We start from the raw sequence: 18,280 nt of genomic DNA on the forward strand, positions 1-18,280 counted from the left end.
CTGTAACGGGTACATTGCAATCCTACCAGAGATCGCTTTGTGGCTGATGCATCTGCCACGTAGAGCAGATTATCGAGGCAAAGGCAGCGCCGTCGTGTACTTGATCTGCTCCATGGCGAAGCTTGATGTGATGTTGGAAAGCCCGTCGATGCTCGTGATCAGCTTCTTGTAGAACGTGTCATAGGCGGCAATGTCACTGACCACAACGCGCAACATATAGTCCCAGTCCCCCGACATCCGATAGAACGCCATCACTTCTTCGAACTGCGACACCGTCTTGGCGAATGTATCCAGCCAGACCTTGTCATGACGCTGCGTCTTGACCTGCACCAGCACCGATAACCCAAGACCCAGCAGGACGGGGTCCAGCAGGGCTACTTTGGCCCTGATATAGCCCTCTTTCTCGAGTTTCTTGATCCGTTTCCAGCAGGGGGTCGTTGAAAGGTTGACGGCTTCAGCCAGATCTTTGATAGGCATGTCGGCATCGCGTTGCAGGAGGGAGAGGATATGGCGATCAAAGCTATCCATTTTTTTCTTCTTATCTTTGAGTTCGTAGAATATTTTTCTAAAAAATAGCCTAAGAACTGAAGAAATGGAAATTAAATTTCGAGTGGGCGGCAGTAGGATTTACACCATAAAACCGCGCTTGGAGCCACTCAAAAATGAAGAAGATCATCGCCACACTCGCCACGCCTCAGGCGATGGTCCTTATGCCGTTGACGCCTGTCGGGGCGAGGGAAACTCTGTGAACGATTGGATCCATACAGCCATCAGTCGTATCTCCTGCGATCTGCTGCGCTCCGCCGATACCCACATCCACAAGCTGGAAATTCCAGGGTTGAAGGGCATCGACATTTACGTCAAGGACGAGAGCACACATCCAACGGGCAGTCTCAAACATCGGCTGGCGCGCTCGCTTTTTCTACATGCCATTTGCAGTGGCAAGATCCGAGAAGGCACCCATGTGGTCGAGGCATCCTCGGGCAGCACCGCTGTGTCCGAAGCCTACTTTGCCAAAATGCTTGGCCTGCGTTTCACCGCCGTCATGCCGCGCAACACCGCGAGCAAAAAAATAGAGCAGGTCGAACTGCTCGGCGGGCACTGTTACTTCGTTGATCATTCGTCAGAGGTCTATGCCCAGGCGCAGCGCCTGGCGCGCGAAAGCGACGGGCACTACATGGATCAGTTTACCTACGCCGAGCGGGCAACGGATTGGCGCGGCAACAACAATATTGCCGACAGCATCTTCCAGCAGATGACCGGCGAGGCGCACCCCATTCCCCGCGCGGTTGTCATGAGCGCAGGGACTGGTGGCACCACCGCCACCATCGGCCGTTACATCCGCTACAAGGGTCATGACACTCAACTGATCGTGGTGGACCCCGAGAACTCGGTTTTCTATGACAGCTATCGAACAGGCGACTCAAGTCTTACCGGCAGCCAAGGCAGTCGTATCGAAGGCATCGGTCGTCCCCAGGTCGAGCCGTCCTTCCTGCCAGAAGTGATCGACGACATGCTCAAAATCCCTGACGCAGCCAGCATCGCCACCCTTTATTGGCTGGAAAGGGTGCTCGGCAGGAAGGCAGGAGGGTCCACCGGTACCAACATGTGGGGCGCACTGAAAGTCGCATCGAGGATGCAGGAGCAAGGCCTGCAGGGTTCAATCGTGACCCTGATGTGCGATGGCGGCGAACGCTATCTGGACACCTATTACGACCGCGACTGGGTCGCTCGCCACATCGGCGACATCACACCCTATGCGAAACAACTCGATTGCTACCTTTAATACACGTGAGTCACGACTGACTATGAACCAGAACAAGAGCAACTTTTCGACCCAAGTGATTCACGCTGGCGAACAGTCGACCTATGCCGACAACACAATCTTCCCGGCGATCGTCACCTCCAGTTCGTTCATCAAGCGCAGCCTCGACGACAACCCAGACTACGCTTACGGGCGAGTAGGCAACCCAACCCGACATTCTTATGAGAGCTGCATTGCGCAGTTGGAACACGGGTTCGGTGCCGTGGCCTGCGCTTCGGGTCTGGCTGCTACCGCCACCGTGCTTGAGCTACTGCCCAAGGACTCCCATGTAATCGTGATGGCGGGCGTCTATGGAGGCACCTTCCGCCTGATGGAAGACTACCGAAGCAAGACGTCCGGGCTCACCACCACTTACGTCGACCTCAATGACCTTGAGGCACTGGCCGCTAGCCGCCGCGACAATACCCGGCTGATCTGGATCGAGACACCGACCAACCCTCTGCTGCAACTGGTGGACATCCCGTGTGTGACAGAGTTTGCCGGTGCACACGGCATCCTGACCTGCGTCGACAACACCTTCTGCTCACCCTGGAACCAGCGTCCAGTCGAGTACGGCGTCGACCTGGTGATGCACTCGGCGAGTAAATACATTGGTGGGCACTCCGATCTGATCGGGGGTGTCGTGGTGGCCGCCGATGAGCAACTGTTCACCCGCCTGCGCGGCATCAGTATGGCCATTGGAGCAGTCCAGGGGCCGTTCGACTGCTACCTCGCCCTGCGTGGGCTCAAGACCCTCGACGTACGCATGGAGCGCCAGTGCAGCAATGCGCTAACGATCGCCCGCTTTCTCAGCCAGCACCCGCAGGTCGAGGCCGTGTATTACCCGGGGCTGGAAAGCCATCCGCAGCACGAACTGTGCAAACGCCAAATGCGTTCTGGTGGCGCGGTGGTTTCACTGAAACTCAAGGCCGACCGCAAGGCGATGGCACCGTTCATTGAGCAGCTGTCGATCTTTGTGCTGGCCGATTCCCTGGGCGGGGTGGAGAGCATGATCAACCACTCCTACAGCATGTCGCACAACTCGTTGAGCCATGAACAGAAAATCAGCCTGGGCATCAGCGAGAACCTGATCCGACTCTCCATCGGCCTGGAACATGTCGACGATCTAATCGCCGACTTGAATGCCGGCTTTGTGCGGCTACCCATGACCAACGTTGAATAACAGAAATTCCCACTCCAACCACAAGAGGCTTTCGAAGTCCCCTGCACCGACGATTCATGAAAACTGGCGTTCCGTTTATCAAACAATAAGGTCTATAAAATGCAAACGAACCGCATGCTCAAAAAACACTGGAAAACCGCAGTACTGGCACTGACGCTGGCAACCAGCTTCTCTGCTGCAGCTGATCAACTCAGCGATATCAAAGCCAAGGGTGAATTAGTCTGTGGGGTGCTCGGCACCGACGAGCCGTTCAGCTACATCAAGGACCCCGCGTCGCGCGAGATCGTCGGATACGACGTCGACATGTGCAATGCCATTGCCGCGAACATCGGGGTCAAACCGGTACTCAAGCAATTGACCGTCGCTGCACGTATTCCTGAATTACAACAAGGCCGTGTCGATCTTCTGGCGGCGTCCCTGACCCATAACAAAGAACGGGAAGCATTGATCAACTTCTCTCTTTCGACCTTTATTACAGGTCAGAAAGTCATGGTCAAGGCCGACAGTGGTATCACTCAACTCGACCAACTGGCCGGCAAGAAAATCTTGACGATCAAAGGCTCCACCATGGAGCAGAGCATCCGCGCGAAGATCGCTGACGCCCAGATCGTATCGTTCGACAGCAACCCTCAAGCCCTGCTCGCCTTGCAACAAGGCAAAGGCCTGGGTTACGCCAATGACGAGACCTCATTGGCCGGCAACTTCGCCAAGCTGGGTGATGCGGCAAAAGATTTTCGGATTCTCCCAACACCCCTGTCCGCCGAGCACATTGCGCTGGGCCTGAGAAAAGAAGAACCCGCCTTCCAGGAACAGGTGAACAAGACGCTGCGCGATCTGGAGTCGTCCGGCAAGGCTGACAAGCTCTTCACCAAGTGGTTTGGTCCTGAGACTAACATGAAGTTCGCCAGTCGCTCCTTCAAGATCGACACCGACCAAATCAACTAACTTCATTGAGGGCCCGACCTCAGGGTCGGGCCACGGGCCTAGTTATGAATACGTTTGATTTATCGGTTGTGCTCTCGGGGCAGTATCACGACTGGCTCATCAGTGGCTTCCTGCTATCCATCCAACTCGCTTTGATCTCGCTGGCCATTGCCCTACCGCTGGCAATCGTCATCGCTGTATTGCGAATGGCCCCTTACGCTGCACTGCGGGCAATCGCGATCACGTATGTGGAAGCCATACGCAACGTCCCGCTGCTGGCACACATGCTGTTCTGGTATTTCGGGGCACCGGAGCTGCTGCCAACCCCGATCAAGAGCTGGATCTACGACCACAATATCGAAGCGGTCAGCGCGGTTATCGCCCTGGTGCTGTACACCGCGGCGTATATGTCCGAGGACATCCGTAGCGGCTTGCGTTCCATTCCCAGGGAACAAATGGAAGCTGGCCGGACCCTGGGCTTTGGCTTCCTCAGCACCATGCGCCTGGTCATCCTCCCGCAGTCACTGCGGGTGACAGTGCCGCCGCTGATTAGCCAGACACTTAACCTGTGGAAGAACACCAGCATCGCCATGGTGATCGGCGTCGCTGAAATGATGTATCAGGCCCAGCAGGTGGAAAGCTCCACATTTCGGGGTTTTGAATCGTACGCCGTTACCACGGTAGGTTATGTCGGCGTCTCGATCATCATCACGCTGCTGTCCAGTTGGTACCAGCAACGCTATCCCGTCCGGAGTGCCTGACGATGCTCGATATCATCCACAACTACGGGCTTTTCTACCTGATTGGCCAATACCCGAACGGCCCCTTGGGCGGTTTGTTAATGACGCTGATCCTGGCAGCGATGGCCTTGGTATTGGCCTTCCCTGTTGGGGTACTGCTTGCGCTCTGCCGCATCAGCCCTTACCGGTTGTTGCGTCTGCCGGTCACGGGGCTTGTGTACGTACTGCGCGGAACGCCATTGCTGATGGTGATTTTCTGGGCCTATTTCCTGCTACCGACCTTGACCGGTCAACGCACTGACCAATTTGGCACCATGCTGGCTGCCCTGGTGATTTTTGATGGGGTCTACCTCGCCGAAATCATTCGCGCCGGGATTCTCGGACTGCCTCGCGGGCAAATGGAAAGCTCCCGGTCACTCGGCTTTTCGTACCTGGCTACGATGCGCCTGGTGATCATGCCCCAGGCCTTTCGCAACATGCTGCCCTCGCTGGTGAATCAGTTCGTCTCCACCATCAAGGAGACCTCGCTGGGTTACATCATCAGCCTCTCGGAAGTGTCATTCGTTGCCTCACAGATCAGCGCTCAACTGCTCACCAAGCCGGTCCAGGTCTATGCCGTACTCGGCCTCACTTACTTCGTCATGTGCTTCAGCCTGTCTCGCTTCGCCTTCTGGCTGGAACGACGTCTCGCTGTGCGAACTGCAAAGGTTTAACACCATGATCAAACTGAAAAACGTTAACAAGTGGTACGGCAGTTACCATGCCCTGGCTGACATCAACGAAACCGTCGCCAAGGGTGAAGTGGTCGTGGTCTGCGGTCCGTCCGGCTCCGGCAAGTCAACGATGATTCGCACGCTCAATCGGCTGGAAGCTATCCAGAGTGGGAATATCTTTATCGATGGCGTGGATATCTATGATCGCTCCGTCAGCGTGAACGCCTTGCGCAGCGGTATTGGCTTCGTGTTCCAGCAGTTCAATCTGTTTCCCCACCTCACCGTTCTTGAGAACTGCACGCTGGCACCGCGTCGCCTGCGCAAGCTGGGCGCCAAGGAAGCGGACGATCTGGCCATGAGTTTGCTGGACCGCGTGGGGCTGGCTCACAAGGCATGCGCTTTCCCATCCGAGTTATCGGGTGGCCAGCAGCAGCGCGTTGCCATCGCCAGGGCATTGGCAATGAACCCTCCGGTGATGCTGTTCGATGAACCCACTTCCGCGTTGGACCCAGAGATGGTCGGCGAAGTGCTCCAGGCAATGAAAAGCCTGGCCAAAGAAGGCATGACCATGGTGTGCGTTACCCACGAGATGGGTTTCGCACGCGAAGTGGCCGATCGAGTGATCTTCATGGATCAAGGCAAGGTGCTCGAACGAGCGACACCCGAGTCTTTCTTCCTGCGTCCTGAGCATCCTCGCGCCCAGCGATTCCTGTCCGATATCCGCTCGCCCTGGGCCGAGAGTGGCATGCCACAAGCTTGCTGAATGGAGTACAGGGGGCAGGCTCGATAGCTGCCTCCCTTGAAAATGGAGGCAATGACCGTGCAATTTCATATCGAGCCTTACTTCGACGCCCAGAGTTGTACTTACAGTTATCTGGTCAGCGACCCAGTGACCCGGCATTGCGCGATCATCGATCCGGTGCTCGATTACGATGCCGCCGCCGCGCGTATCACGTATTCAAGTGCTGGACGCCTTATTGAGTATGTAAGGGCCAACGCGCTGACGCTGGAGTGGATTCTGGAAACCCACGTGCATGCTGACCACCTCTCGGCTGCACGCTACCTCAAGCGGCAACTGGGCGGACAGATCGGCATTGGCGATCGCATTCCTCAGGTACAGAAGACCTTTGTCGCCCTGTTCGACGCCGACGATGATTTGTCCCCGGACGGCAGTCAGTTCGACCACTTGTTCGCCGACAACGAGACTTTCCATATCGGCGCCCTGACCGTCCGCGTGTTGCACACGCCTGGCCATACGCCGGCCTGCGTGACGTACCTGATTGAAGATTGCGCATTCGTCGGTGACACGTTGTTCATGCCCGATAGTGGCACTGCCCGCTGCGATTTTCCCGGTGGTGATGCACACCAGCTATACCGCTCGATTGGCCGGCTGCTCGAGCTGCCGGGCAACACTCGGCTATTCATGTGCCACGACTACAAGGCGCCCGGTCGTAACGCCTACTGTCACCAGACCACAGTGGACAAGGAGCGCGCGCACAACATCCATATCGGCAAGGGCATCGCCGAGGCTGATTTCGTTGCTCTGCGCACGGCACGCGACAAGACCCTGGACCAGCCCAGGCTGCTGCTGCCCTCAGTGCAGATCAACATGCGAGCCGGTGAGACACCTACGGCCAGGGCCAACGGCATCAGCTATTTGAAGATACCGCTCAATATGCTCTGAGGACCTTGATTGAGTTCAGGCAGAGCGAAATGGATAACCTCTTTACGAGTTTAAATGGCATGCAAATCACCACCCACAACAAAAACTTTGCAACAACCGGTCAATTGACCCCAGGAGATTTGAACGAAGCCGCCAAACTGGGGTTTCGCTCAATCATCTGTAACCGACCGGATTGTGAAGGCGGCGCGGATCAACCTGCCAGCGCAGCCATACACGCCGAAGCCAAACGGCTAGACCTTGAGTTTGCTTATTTCCCGGTTCAACCCGACACCATCAGCGACAACGATGTACAGCACTTTGCCCACCTGCTGGACAGCCTGCCGGCACCGGTATTGGCTTTCTGTCGCACCGGTAATCGCTCTACCAAGCTCTACCAAAAAGCGTCGGCGTGTGCCGCACGTAGCGAAGTTGCCGCTAGCTGCCTCGACATCACAGCCGACATCGTCGTCATTGGTGGCGGGTCGGCCGGCATTGGTGTCGTGGCGAGCCTGCTCAAGCGTGCGCCCGATCTGCAGATCACGCTCATTGAACCCAATGACCACCACTATTATCAGCCGGCCTGGACGCTGGTCGGTGGAGGGGCTTATGACGTGCGCAAGACTGTCAGACCCATGTTGCAGGTCATCCCCCGTGGCGTAACCTGGATCAAGGCGGCAGTGGTCAAGGCCCTGCCCGAAGGAAAACGTCTAGAGCTGAGTAACGGCAAAAGCGTCGCTTATCAAAATCTTATCGTCTGTCCCGGGCTTAGGCTTGCCTGGGAGAAAATCGAAGGGTTGGAGCAAACCCTGGGCAAGAACGGGGTGACATCCAACTACCGCTATGACCTTTGCGCTTACACCTGGCAACTGGTGCAGGGATTACGCAAAGGCAAGGCCCTCTTCTCCCAACCCGGCATGCCGATCAAATGTGCCGGTGCTCCGCAAAAGGCCCTGTACCTTTCCTGCGATCACTGGCAAAAGTCAGGCGTTCTGCAGAACATGCAGGTCGAGTTCAATCTCGCTGGCGCAGTGCTGTTCGGCGTACCGGCTTTCGTCCCCCCCCTGATGAAATACATCGAGAAGTATCAAGCACAGTTGGTATTCGGCTCGAACCTGGTCAAAGTTGACGGCCCCAGCCGGACAGCCTGGTTTGAAAGCAAGGACGAACACGGCACAGTCATTCGCCTGGCCAAGACCTTCGACATGCTCCATGTCGTCCCCGCACAGGTCTCCCCCGACTTCATCCGCACAAGCCCTCTGGCGGACGATGCCGGTTGGTGTGAGGTGGATCCGGGGACTCTACAACACAGCCGCTATCCGGACGTATTTGCGCTCGGTGATGTGTGCTCCACCAGTAACGCCAAGACCGCTGCCGCTGCACGCAAGCAAATCGTCGTCGTCGCCGAGAACCTCATGGCAGTACGCGGCAACCAGCCCATTCCGCTGCGCTACGACGGTTATGGTTCATGTCCGTTGACCGTCGAAAAAGGCAAAGTCGTGCTGGCGGAGTTTGGCTACGGCGGGAAACTGCTGCCGACATTTCCCCTGGACGCAACGGTCGCCCGACAAAGTGCATGGTTCCTTAAAGCCCGGTTCCTGCCTTGGTTCTATTGGAACGGCATGCTCAAAGGTCGTGAGTGGTTGACCAGCCTCTCCAAGGTTGAGTGAGGTGCGAGCATGCTACTGAGTGGAATATTCGGGATTGCCATCGGCATCATTCTCGGCCTGACAGGTGCAGGGGGTGGAATTCTGGCTGTACCGGCGCTAGTGATCGGCCTGGGATGGTCAATGACGGAATCGGCCCCCGTTGCGTTGTTTGCCGTCAGCGCGGCGGCCGCTGTCGGGGCCATGGATGGTCTGAGGAAAGGCCTGGTACGTTATCGGGCTGCCCTGTTGATGGCATTGTTGGGGGCGGTGTTCTCGCGTTTGGGCGTGCATTTTGCCCATCTGCTGCCCAACACCGTACTGACCTCGCTGTTCAGCCTGATCATGGTCATTGTGGCGATTCGCATGATTCGACAGGCGAGCGGCATCTCGGCCAAGGCCGCCGACAATCAGCAGTGCTGGCAACAAAAAAATTGCATGATCAACCCTCAGACCGGCCGACTGCGCTGGACACCAAAATGCTCAGCGAGCCTTGCGGTAGTCGGCTCACTGTCCGGCTTTCTCACCGGGATGCTGGGCGTGGGGGGCGGGTTCTTGATCGTGCCTGCCTTTCAACAACTTTCAGATATTCGCATGCATGGCATCGTCGCGACTTCACTCATGACCATCGCCCTGATCTCGGCTATTGCGGTGGCAGGCGCCGTTCATGCAGGAGCCCACATAACGGTCACTGGCGGAGTTTTTATCGCTGCGAGTGTGAGCGGAATGCTATTGGGAAGAGTCCTCTCACCCAGGATTCCCGCCAAATCTATACAACTGGGTTTTTCCGCCGTATGCCTGGTGGTTGCGGGCTACCTGATGCTCAAAACCTGGATATAAAAAACCTGGGACTGAGCATAGGTACGTCGACCTAACTGGCCCCCGCCATTCTCTTGTCCAGGGCACTGGCAAGACTCAACGCCTCAACACCCAATGCCTTGTAAAAGGCGTCAACGAAAACTGAGGAGGGTCGAAAATCAGGCCTTATCAGCATGACTCGGTAGGGAATGGACACGTTGATTGGTCGAATGATCAATCCTCTGCCTGACTCTTGCACGGCGCTCAATGGGTTGATGATCGCCACACCCAATTGTTGCCTGACCATGGCACAGACCGACGCAGCATTGGTGGTTTCGATCACGGTATGCCGATCCACACCGGCGTGAAGAAAGTGCTGATCGAGCTTCTGACGGTAAATGTCCAGGCCCGACAGGTTGATGAAATTGACACCGCGAAAGTCCTCCATTACCAGCAGCGACCTGGACAGCAAAGGATGCCCCTCTGGCAGTATGCAGACCATATCGGCACAAAAGAGCAATTCCCCTCGGGTGCCTCTTGGCACCTGTTCACTTTCGGTCAAGCCAAGGTCGTGACGCTGTGCGCTGAGAGACTCCTCGAGCAAGGGCGATTCCTGCGCGGTGATACTCAAGCCTATGCCCGAATGCTGTTGATGAAACTGCTTGCAAACGTTGGGCAATAACGTCTGAGAAAACAGCGGCAGGCAGGTGATGCTGAGTTGCCCATGTTCGAAACGACGGATCGATTGCGCAACGCTATTGATTCGTTCCAACCCGATATAGGAGCGTTCGACCTCTTCAAACAACATTATTGCCTGAGCCGTCGGTACCAACCTGCCGCCCTCCCGATCAAACAAACGCAAACTCGAAAGGCTTTCAAGCCGGGCCAGTTCCCGGCTGAGCGTCGGTTGGGAGGTCAACAATAAGCGCGCCGCTCCCGTGACGCTGCCTGCTTGCATGATCGCTCGGAAAACTTCGATATGCCGCATCGAGACTTTCATACCCAACCTTCATTGATCGCTTGAAGCCCATATCAGAACTGAATTGATAACTAAAAAGAAGATATTTTATTGAATGTTCTGCAATCGGCATGATGGTCTCCACTCTCAAGATCAGATCGACTATCTCTATGCCCAACCAGCCCGACTTCCAGCAGTTAGCCGCTATTGCCACAGAACATGGCACCCCATTCTGGTGTTATGACGCACAGACCATCAAGGCACGCGTCGATCAACTGGCGTGCTTCGAGACCGTTCGATTCGCACAAAAAGCCTGTTCCAACCTGCACATCCTGCGCTTGATACGAGAGCAAGGCGTTCGGGTCGATGCCGTCTCGCTGGGTGAAATCGAGCGGGCACTATTGGCAGGTTTCAGCCCGGCCGGCACACCAGCAGGCATCGTGTTTACCTGTGATCTGTTCGACGAGGCTACTTTGCGCCGCGTGGTCGAGCTGAATATCGAGGTCAATACCGGGTCGATCGACATGCTCCGCCAGCTGGGCGAACGCTCCAGGGGCCATCGCGTCTGGTTACGGATCAACCCGGGGTTCGGCCATGGTCACAGCCGCAAGACCAATACCGGTGGTGAAAACAGCAAGCATGGCATCTGGCATGACCAGGTTCACGAAGCGCTCGACGTCATTCGGCAGTTCGGGCTGAAGCTGGTGGGATTACACATGCATATCGGCTCGGGCGTGGATTATGCGCATCTGGAGCAAGTGGGCAATGCAATGGCCTCGGCGGTGAAAATGCTCGACCACGACATCGAAGCCTTTTCCATCGGTGGCGGGCTGTCTACGCCCTACCGCGAAGGCGATGAGCCGGTAGACATCCAGCGTTATGCCAACGCATGGCGTCAGGCCAGGCAGGACATCGAAGCGTTTCTTGGTCATCCGGTACGGATGGAGATCGAACCCGGGCGGTTTCTGGTGGCCGAATCAGGTTGTCTGGTGACCGAAGTCCGCGCAGTCAAAAAAGTCGGGAGCCGACACTTCATTTTGGTGAACGCAGGCTTCAATGACCTGATGCGCCCTGCCCTCTATGGCGCCTATCACCACATGACCTTGCTGGATGCCGAGGGGGCGCCCATCCATCGCCCTGAACACGACTACGTGGTGGGCGGCCCCCTGTGTGAATCGGGCGATATCTTTACGCAGGATGAACACGGTGTGACACCTCGCCTGCTACCCGAGGCGCAGGTTGGCGACTTGCTGATCATGCATGACACAGGTGCGTACGGCGCCTCCATGTCATCCAATTACAACAGCCGCCCCCTGTTGCCGGAAGTATTGATCGAGCAAGGACAAGCCAGATTGATTAGACGACCACAGCCATTATCGGACTTGCTGGCCTTAGAGTTGGGCCTTTAAGGGCCAGATGGCCTGCGTCAAAACCAAGTGATGAAACGGTCCTACAATTTCCTAAATCGTCAATGAGGACAACTTGCTATGCAATCGAAAGCGCATTGGGAGCAGGTATATTCGAGTAAGCCTGCAGATGCTATCAGCTGGTTCCAGGAGCACGCCACCAACTCGTTGCGACTAATTCAAAAAACGGGCGCCTCCTTTTCGGCATCGATCATTGACGTTGGTGGCGGGGCGTCGACACTGATTGATGACCTGATAGAAAACGGCTTTACCCAGCTGGCTGTTCTTGACCTCTCTGCTTCGGCGCTTGCCACAGCAAAACACCGCTTGGGCAGTAAGGCAGAAAAAGTCATCTGGATTGAAGGGGATGTCACTCGAGTATCGCTTGCACCTCAGACTTATGATGTCTGGCACGACCGGGCCGTGTTCCACTTTCTCACCGGTGCAGATGAGCGACAGGCGTATCTCGAAAAAGTACTGACATCTGTAAAGCCCGGTGGATACGTAATTGTTGCCACTTTTGCAGAAGATGGGCCTACCCAGTGCAGCGGTTTACCTGTGAGGCGTTATAGCGCGGACGAATTGCACTCTGAGTTTGGTGCACCTTTCGAATTGCTCGGGCATGAAAAGGAAGAACATCACACTCCGTTCGGAACCGTCCAGAAATTTGTGTACTGCTACTGCCGAAAACTTCGCTGAGATCGAATCATCGACATCACATTAAGCGCCGTCAATTCACCAATCGAGAGCCACATTAGAAAGCTGCCAACAATTGCTGACGAAAATGTTGCGAAAAACTGACTTGATAGGACGGTATCGCTGCAATTCCGCCCTGCGATAAAGCGTGTCTAACGCCGGCACTGCCAGCACAGGTGGATACAGCGCCACGATTTTCAAGCTCTCCATCTTGCCTACCGAAAGCACTATAATCGGCTGACGAACATAAATCCGTCTCACGCGCATGAACATAGCTTAAAACTGCCATATCTTCTGGCAAGTCATCGGCAATACGCTGGGAAAAGTATTTGAGTTTTTGCTCCGCTAATACAAACAACCACGCTTGGTCGTCAGTCTCACCCGTGCTCCGAAGAACTCGTCCCTACACCTGTCGGAAGTGCAGTTCTGTCCGTATACGACTAAGGTAGCAGCAGACCTGTAGACGAGGTATATCAGTCCCCTCGCTGATCATACCTACAGCGACTACCCACCGGCAGTCGCTACTCTTGAATTCATTGATCGCTTTTTGAGCATCAGGGGTTCTGTTAGTCACGACCCGAAAACTTTCTCCCTTGGCCTCTAGTGCCAAAGCTATCTGGTGGGCATGGGCAATATTGGTAGCCACGACTAGGCCAGCTGCATCTGTTCAGTGGGAATGCAATTGGGTGTTCAAGTCGAATGCAATCGAGTGTGCAAGTCCGTGCAATTACGCAGCTACGAGCATCTTGCCGCGTGGTGTAGATTTTTCGCTTGATACGTTCCCGTTTTAGAAGCTGGAAAAAGCTCTCGGCAACGGCATTGTCGTGACAGTTGCCTCGGCGACTCATACTGGCAACCAAATTGTTCGCCTTCAAAAAACTGCGCCAATCGGAGCTGCTGTACTGGCTGCCTTGGTCGGAGTGAACCATCACCTCCTGCTTCGGTTTTCGCCTCCAAACCGCCATCTTAATAATGCATCAATGGCCAAATCACTGGTCATCTGCGACTTCATTGACCAGCCAACGATCTGACGAGAAAACAGATCCAGCACCACAGCCAAATACAGCCAATCGCGTCAGTACATCTTTCAGGTACGCATACGGATCATGCCCGTAGGGGAGCTCCACCCTGAACGATGGGCACGCGGCTGAAAATGTCCTTTGAATTGAACACCAGGTCGTGCCCACCAGCTTGCAGTGTCAACCTCATGCCGAGGATGGCAGGGAGCTCTGTAGCCGCTCAGAGCTATTGTGCAACCCACCCCAAACTGTCACCTCTAGTTCGCGACCTAAAAATCAGCACGAAAACTCAAGATTATCTAAATAGTCAGCCCACTCCTGCATCATCGCTCGCCGCTGCTCTACGTACTCCGCATGATTATAGGTCTTCCGAACCTTGCTTGAACCAGCATGCGAAAGCTGCGCCTCAATCCAATCCTCGCTGTAACCCATCTCGTTTAAGGCCGTTGATATAGTGGCGCGTATTCCGTGCCCGGTCAGCCTCCCTTCATATCCCATGCGCTTTAATGCAGAGTTGACGGTGCCATCACTAATTGGCTTGCTCGGATCATTGCGACCCGCGATCAGCAGCTTGTAGCCGCCAGTCAACCGATGCACTTTGTGCACCTCTTCAACCGCCTGCCGCGACAGCGGCACTAGATAAGGTGGAACCTCACCACCCTCCTTCGTTCGAATCACCTTCCTCAATTGCTTGACACCCTCAGGCGGAATCGTCCACAACGCGGCATCCAAATCAAACTGGGTTGCCGTCGCGTGGCGCAGCTCGCCCGTTCGAACACCGGTTAACAGTAAAATCCGAATGGCGCTCTTCGTATATCCCGCACAGTCAAAGCCCCTAAGCGTGTGAAGGAATGCTTTCAGGTCGCGCTGCCTCAGCATGGGGTTGTGCTTTACAGGTGGTTCTTTGGCGGCGACGATATCTAGATCAGCAGCCGGATTTATATCTAAATAGCCCGAAGCGATGGCGAATCGAAAAATCTCGTTTAGCCAAGCCCGGCACTTGCGGGCCGAATTCAACGCCGCACGCTTTTCAACCCTGCGCACTGCGTCCAGGACATCGGTGCGCGTTACCACGGCTACTGGCAACTTTCCCAGCACAGGGATCAAATCCTTGTCCAAGTAAAATCTCGACTGGTATGCGGCGCCTTTTCTGGTCACCACCAGCCGTGGGACTTTGAAAGCGTGCCACTCATTGGCCACGACTTCGAAGGTCTTCACAGCGCCAGACGCGGCGGCGCGCTTATCCTCTCTGCGCTGCATCCGTGGGTCTATGCCTTTTGCTACGTGTTGCCGCTGACCGAAAACTGACCCAGTAAAGGCTGTTCTGCCGACTGAAAACTGACCCAGGTGTTCAACTGCTTCTGCTCACTTTCCGAGCAGGAGAACACAGGGTGATCAGCATGGAAATGTTGGGAAAAATCCGGCGGATGTACTTCCGCGACAAGCTCTCGCTGCACCAGATAGCCAAGCGTACCGGTCTGTCGAGAAACACCATCCGAAAATGGGTCAGAGCGCCCGAAGCCACTCAGCCGGCGTACCAGCGGTGCGCGACCTTCAACAAACTCAGCCCTTTCCACGACACGCTGGAACAGGCGCTGAAAGCCGAGTTCCAGGCGTTCATGGCCGAGGAGCGCGAGACCTGTTACAGCGCCTACGATGAAATGACTTGCTTGCGATCGGATGCAGAGGAAGAGCTGGTGGCTAACGATTACTTTGACACGATTGGCTCACAGCCGAGCGACTTCGAGCTCAGCCCCTACGAAGAAAAATGCTTGCTACCGCTGGTAGAAAATCTTGAAAGACTTTGGAACAAGCATAAGGCCGTGGGGTTTGGCTTGATGTGTATGGCTAGCCATTTGGGTGATACGGATTATGATCTTAGTTTGACGCGGGCATTGATGTTCGATTGACGCGGTACATCTGGATGTCATGAGCTAAAGTAATCGAGCTTAAAAACCGACTTAGGGCGTAACTTTGTCCAAAATACGCCCTTACTTTGCCTAGTCATTGTTCCACGCTGCGTCCGAGAAAGCCGACCGGGAGCTGTTATCGGGAGTATCGACAGTTTTCAACACCTGCCTGATATGTTTAGCAGGCAGAATAGCCAGTGCCGGATCGGTTATTCGTCAGCGGCAACAGCAGTCACTTCGTCGCTCGGGGTATAGCTATTATTTTTACCTAACCCGTGGCCTAAATGCCAAAGCAAATGGGTAAACACCGTCCACACCGAGCTTACGCCGGCCAGTGCAACCGCTTCAATGGAACGATGCGTTTGGTCTCTGCATCAGTGGAATCGTAATGCTCAATTAAGGCCCGCACAACGTGATCCAACGTCCACATCGCCAATGGAATGGATGCACGGTCTGCCTCATACTGGGCATCTTTACTGAAACCTCCCGTGCTTACGTAAAGACCCCGATCATCCTTGTGCCGCCCACCAAGAAAGCTGCGGATGTCCTGACTACCCATCTGCCCCTTACGATGCTTGACCTCCACTACAATGCGCGGGTGCTCAAAGCCGAAGCCATCGGGTGAGGCGACGATGTCTTTGCCACGGTCGGAACCTGGTGGCGAAACCTGAGTTTTGTAGCCCATCGCACGAAGGATCCCTGCAACCAGCTGCTGCATCTCATCCCAGTCGAGTTCATTTACTCGATCCTTGATTCGCTCCAACGCCTGAGACTCAATGTCAGCCAACGGATCAGCGATACTTTCTTCAGCCTCATCTTCCACTTGCAGTACTGGTTTACCCTTCAACGCGGCGATTACTTCGGCTGCAGCACTGGAAGGCACCTCGAACAAGGTTAAAGTTGAACCCAGGCTGTTCTTGGTACTGGTACCCAAATTGTCACGCGGCAACTCCTGCTGCTGCCACTGCACCTTGCGCACCAGCGACATGCCTTGCTCAGCCCATTCTGAATGGTGCTCGGCCGGTCCCTTGACGTTGCCCACCAGATAGAGACGATTGGCAGGTGAATAAGTAATAACCCAATCACCGTCCTGAATCTCGTTTACGAAGCGCCACACTTGCGAGGCACCCGAAATCACCGTGCCCTGTTTCATCTGAGGCTCAGCGGATTGGTAGAGAGCAATTAACTGTTTGCGCCCAACGCCGGGCCTCGCATGAGCAGCCAACCGGCTCCACCCGATTGCGGCCACTTCGCGCTCCCGAAAAGATTCGTATAGGCTTCCAGCTTCGCCACGCACCATCCACATCCGAGCCATCTTATCCCCCCTTAGTGCCGCACCATCATCAGAATCAATCAACCACTTCAGATCGCGGCAAACTCAAGGAAACCTCACGAAACGCGAGCAGAGCCGCTTCGAGATGATCAATGATCTCCTGCTGCAACACATCAGGTGGCGGCAGGTCATCCAAGTTGTCTAAGCTATCGTCTTTGAGCCAGAAAATGTCCAGACTGGCCTTGTCGCGGATCATCAAGTCTTCGTAGCTAAAGTACCTAAAATGTTCGGTTTCCTGTCGCTCAAAACGGTTTTCCGGGTTGTAGCAGGTGATGAAGTCATGCAGGTGGTCCAACTTCAGCGTGCGTGTCTTCAGCGTGAAGTGTTTGTTGGTACGCAGATCGTAGAACCACACGCCCTTGGTGTGCACACGCCCATCTTTGGGAGCGCTGTCGAAGAACACTACGTTCGCCTTCACGCCTTGAGCATAAAAAATGCCCGTAGGCAGACGTAGTACCGTGTGCACGTCGCAGTTCTCCAAAAGCTTCTTGCGGATCTTTTCTCCCGCACCACCCTCAAACAGCACGTTATCGGGCAACACCACCGCCGCTTTTCCGTCCACCTTTAGCATACTAACGATGTGCTGCAGGAAGTTGAGCTGCTTGTTCGACGTGGTTTCCCAGAAATCCTGCCGCTCGTAGGTCAGCGCCTCCTTGTCTTCCTCGCCCTCTTCATTGGTGATGGTCATGCTGCTCTTCTTGCCGAAGGGCGGGTTGGCCAGAACGTAATCTACTTTCAGTTTGGGCTCAGTGATCAACGCATCCGAACGCGCCACCAAGGGCTCGCCATCCAGCTCACCAACATTGTGCAAAAACAGGTTCATCAAGCACATGCGTCGAGTGTTTGGCACGATCTCGTTGCCGTGGAAGGTCTTGCTGCGCAGGAACTCTTTTTGTGCTTTGTTCAGCTTGGCCTCTGGACGAGTGAGCCAGCTGTAAGCCCCCAGAAAAAAGCCACCTGTGCCGCAGGCTGGATCGGCAATCGTCTTCATCGGCTCGGGCCGGACGCAGGCCACCATCGCCTCGATCAGCGCGCGTGGTGTGAAATACTGGCCCGCGCCGCTCTTGGTGTCTTCGGCGTTCTTCTGCAGCAAGCCTTCATACAGGTCGCCCTTGGTGTCTGCCCCCAGGCTGATCCAGCTTTCGGCATCAATCAGCTGTACCAGACGCGAAAGCTTGGCGGGGTCTTGAATCTTGTTCTGCGCCTTAAAGAAGATAGCGCCCAGCATGCCGGCCCCTTGTCCCAGCTTGTGTAGGGTGGCTAGGTAATGCGCTTCCAGCGGTTCACCTACTTTGGAAGTCAGGCTGGCCCAGTCATAGCCTTTAGGGATGTGAGTTTCACGGTTGTAGGGCTCTTGCGCGTATTCGTGCGCCAGCTTCAGGAACAGCAAGTAGGTGAGCTGTTCCAGGTAATCGCCATAACCCACACCGTCGTCGCGCAGGGTGTGGCAGAAGTTCCAGACTTTCTGGACCAGTGTGCTTGTATTCATA

General features: G+C 55.4%; 16 protein-coding genes and 4 pseudogenes. 13 read left to right on the top strand and 7 right to left on the bottom strand.

Translation table 11 applies throughout. The features are described 5' to 3' along the window. Positions 1–69: 69 nt before the first annotated feature. A complete protein-coding gene (locus AC3ISI_RS18185; protein ID WP_109787612.1) occupies positions 70–528 on the bottom strand; it encodes an Lrp/AsnC family transcriptional regulator in 459 nt (152 codons plus the stop codon). Between the two features lie 217 nt (positions 529–745). Between AC3ISI_RS18185 and AC3ISI_RS18190 the strand changes: the two genes are divergently transcribed. The 10 genes and pseudogenes from AC3ISI_RS18190 (at position 746) to AC3ISI_RS18235 (ending at position 9,510) form a co-directional block, all read left to right on the top strand. Further along, positions 746–1,786, top strand: coding sequence for a PLP-dependent cysteine synthase family protein (locus AC3ISI_RS18190; RefSeq protein ID WP_109787611.1), 1,041 nt, complete (start codon positions 746–748; stop codon positions 1,784–1,786). 22 nt (positions 1,787–1,808) lie between these two features. Further along, positions 1,809–2,987 carry a trans-sulfuration enzyme family protein gene (locus tag AC3ISI_RS18195; RefSeq protein ID WP_489333186.1) on the top strand — a complete coding sequence of 393 codons (1,179 nt, stop codon included), beginning with the start codon at positions 1,809–1,811 and terminating at the stop codon, positions 2,985–2,987. 99 nt (positions 2,988–3,086) lie between these two features. Further along, the gene (locus AC3ISI_RS18200; protein WP_109787609.1) at positions 3,087–3,932 is read left to right on the top strand and encodes an ABC transporter substrate-binding protein; all 846 of its coding nucleotides are present in this window, start codon (positions 3,087–3,089) and stop codon (positions 3,930–3,932) included. A gap of 44 nt (positions 3,933–3,976) precedes the next feature. Then, on the top strand, positions 3,977–4,672 hold the full coding sequence (locus AC3ISI_RS18205) for an amino acid ABC transporter permease (protein ID WP_109787608.1): 696 nt from the start codon (positions 3,977–3,979) through the stop codon (positions 4,670–4,672). Between the two features lie 2 nt (positions 4,673–4,674). Continuing rightward, positions 4,675–5,364, top strand: coding sequence for an amino acid ABC transporter permease (locus tag AC3ISI_RS18210; RefSeq protein ID WP_109787607.1), 690 nt, complete (start codon positions 4,675–4,677; stop codon positions 5,362–5,364). A 4-nt stretch (positions 5,365–5,368) separates the two neighbouring features. Further along, positions 5,369–6,127, top strand: a complete 759-nt coding sequence (locus AC3ISI_RS18215) for an amino acid ABC transporter ATP-binding protein (protein ID WP_109787606.1) — start codon at positions 5,369–5,371, stop codon at positions 6,125–6,127. 57 nt (positions 6,128–6,184) lie between these two features. Continuing rightward, a complete protein-coding gene (locus AC3ISI_RS18220; RefSeq protein WP_109787645.1) occupies positions 6,185–7,048 on the top strand; it encodes an MBL fold metallo-hydrolase in 864 nt (287 codons plus the stop codon). A 59-nt stretch (positions 7,049–7,107) separates the two neighbouring features. Then, a pseudogene (locus AC3ISI_RS18225) lies at positions 7,108–7,431 on the top strand (protein tyrosine phosphatase family protein); the annotation flags it as partial. Positions 7,432–7,476: 45 nt separating this feature from the next. Beyond that, positions 7,477–8,694 (top strand): NAD(P)/FAD-dependent oxidoreductase, encoded by a 1,218-nt coding sequence (locus tag AC3ISI_RS18230; protein WP_335739953.1) that lies wholly within the window; start codon positions 7,477–7,479, stop codon positions 8,692–8,694. 9 nt (positions 8,695–8,703) lie between these two features. Then, positions 8,704–9,510, top strand: a complete 807-nt coding sequence (locus AC3ISI_RS18235; RefSeq protein ID WP_109787604.1) for a sulfite exporter TauE/SafE family protein — start codon at positions 8,704–8,706, stop codon at positions 9,508–9,510. Between the two features lie 31 nt (positions 9,511–9,541). Here the strand turns inward: AC3ISI_RS18235 and AC3ISI_RS18240 are convergent, their stop codons facing one another. After that, entirely contained in the window at positions 9,542–10,468 is a 927-nt protein-coding gene (locus AC3ISI_RS18240; RefSeq protein WP_489333187.1) for a LysR family transcriptional regulator, read from the bottom strand. 128 nt (positions 10,469–10,596) lie between these two features. Here AC3ISI_RS18240 and lysA point away from each other — a divergent pair, with 128 nt between their 5' ends. Beyond that, on the top strand, positions 10,597–11,835 hold the full coding sequence (gene lysA, locus AC3ISI_RS18245) for a diaminopimelate decarboxylase (protein ID WP_489333188.1): 1,239 nt from the start codon (positions 10,597–10,599) through the stop codon (positions 11,833–11,835). 78 nt (positions 11,836–11,913) lie between these two features. After that, entirely contained in the window at positions 11,914–12,531 is a 618-nt protein-coding gene (locus AC3ISI_RS18250; protein WP_489333189.1) for a class I SAM-dependent methyltransferase, read from the top strand. Between the two features lie 55 nt (positions 12,532–12,586). Here the strand turns inward: AC3ISI_RS18250 and AC3ISI_RS18255 are convergent. From AC3ISI_RS18255 to AC3ISI_RS18265, 3 genes and pseudogenes are all read right to left on the bottom strand, one after another. Further along, positions 12,587–13,192, bottom strand: a pseudogene (locus AC3ISI_RS18255) (DEAD/DEAH box helicase); the annotation flags it as partial. Positions 13,193–13,262: 70 nt separating this feature from the next. After that, positions 13,263–13,597 (bottom strand): annotated as a pseudogene (locus tag AC3ISI_RS18260) (IS3 family transposase); the annotation flags it as partial. A gap of 226 nt (positions 13,598–13,823) precedes the next feature. Continuing rightward, positions 13,824–14,807 carry a tyrosine-type recombinase/integrase gene (locus AC3ISI_RS18265; RefSeq protein ID WP_489333190.1) on the bottom strand — a complete coding sequence of 328 codons (984 nt, stop codon included), beginning with the start codon at positions 14,805–14,807 and terminating at the stop codon, positions 13,824–13,826. A gap of 140 nt (positions 14,808–14,947) precedes the next feature. Between AC3ISI_RS18265 and AC3ISI_RS18270 the strand changes: the two are divergent. Further along, positions 14,948–15,154 (top strand): annotated as a pseudogene (locus AC3ISI_RS18270) (helix-turn-helix domain-containing protein); the annotation flags it as partial. A gap of 625 nt (positions 15,155–15,779) precedes the next feature. Here AC3ISI_RS18270 and AC3ISI_RS18275 read toward each other — a convergent pair. Both AC3ISI_RS18275 and AC3ISI_RS18280 read right to left on the bottom strand, forming a co-directional pair. Next, positions 15,780–16,772 (bottom strand): restriction endonuclease, encoded by a 993-nt coding sequence (locus AC3ISI_RS18275; protein WP_489333191.1) that lies wholly within the window; start codon positions 16,770–16,772, stop codon positions 15,780–15,782. A 34-nt stretch (positions 16,773–16,806) separates the two neighbouring features. Further along, positions 16,807–18,279, bottom strand: a complete 1,473-nt coding sequence (locus AC3ISI_RS18280; RefSeq protein WP_489333192.1) for a class I SAM-dependent DNA methyltransferase — start codon at positions 18,277–18,279, stop codon at positions 16,807–16,809. Position 18,280: the final 1 nt, after the last annotated feature.

Source organism: Pseudomonas sp. GL_139_B (genome assembly GCF_057834475.1).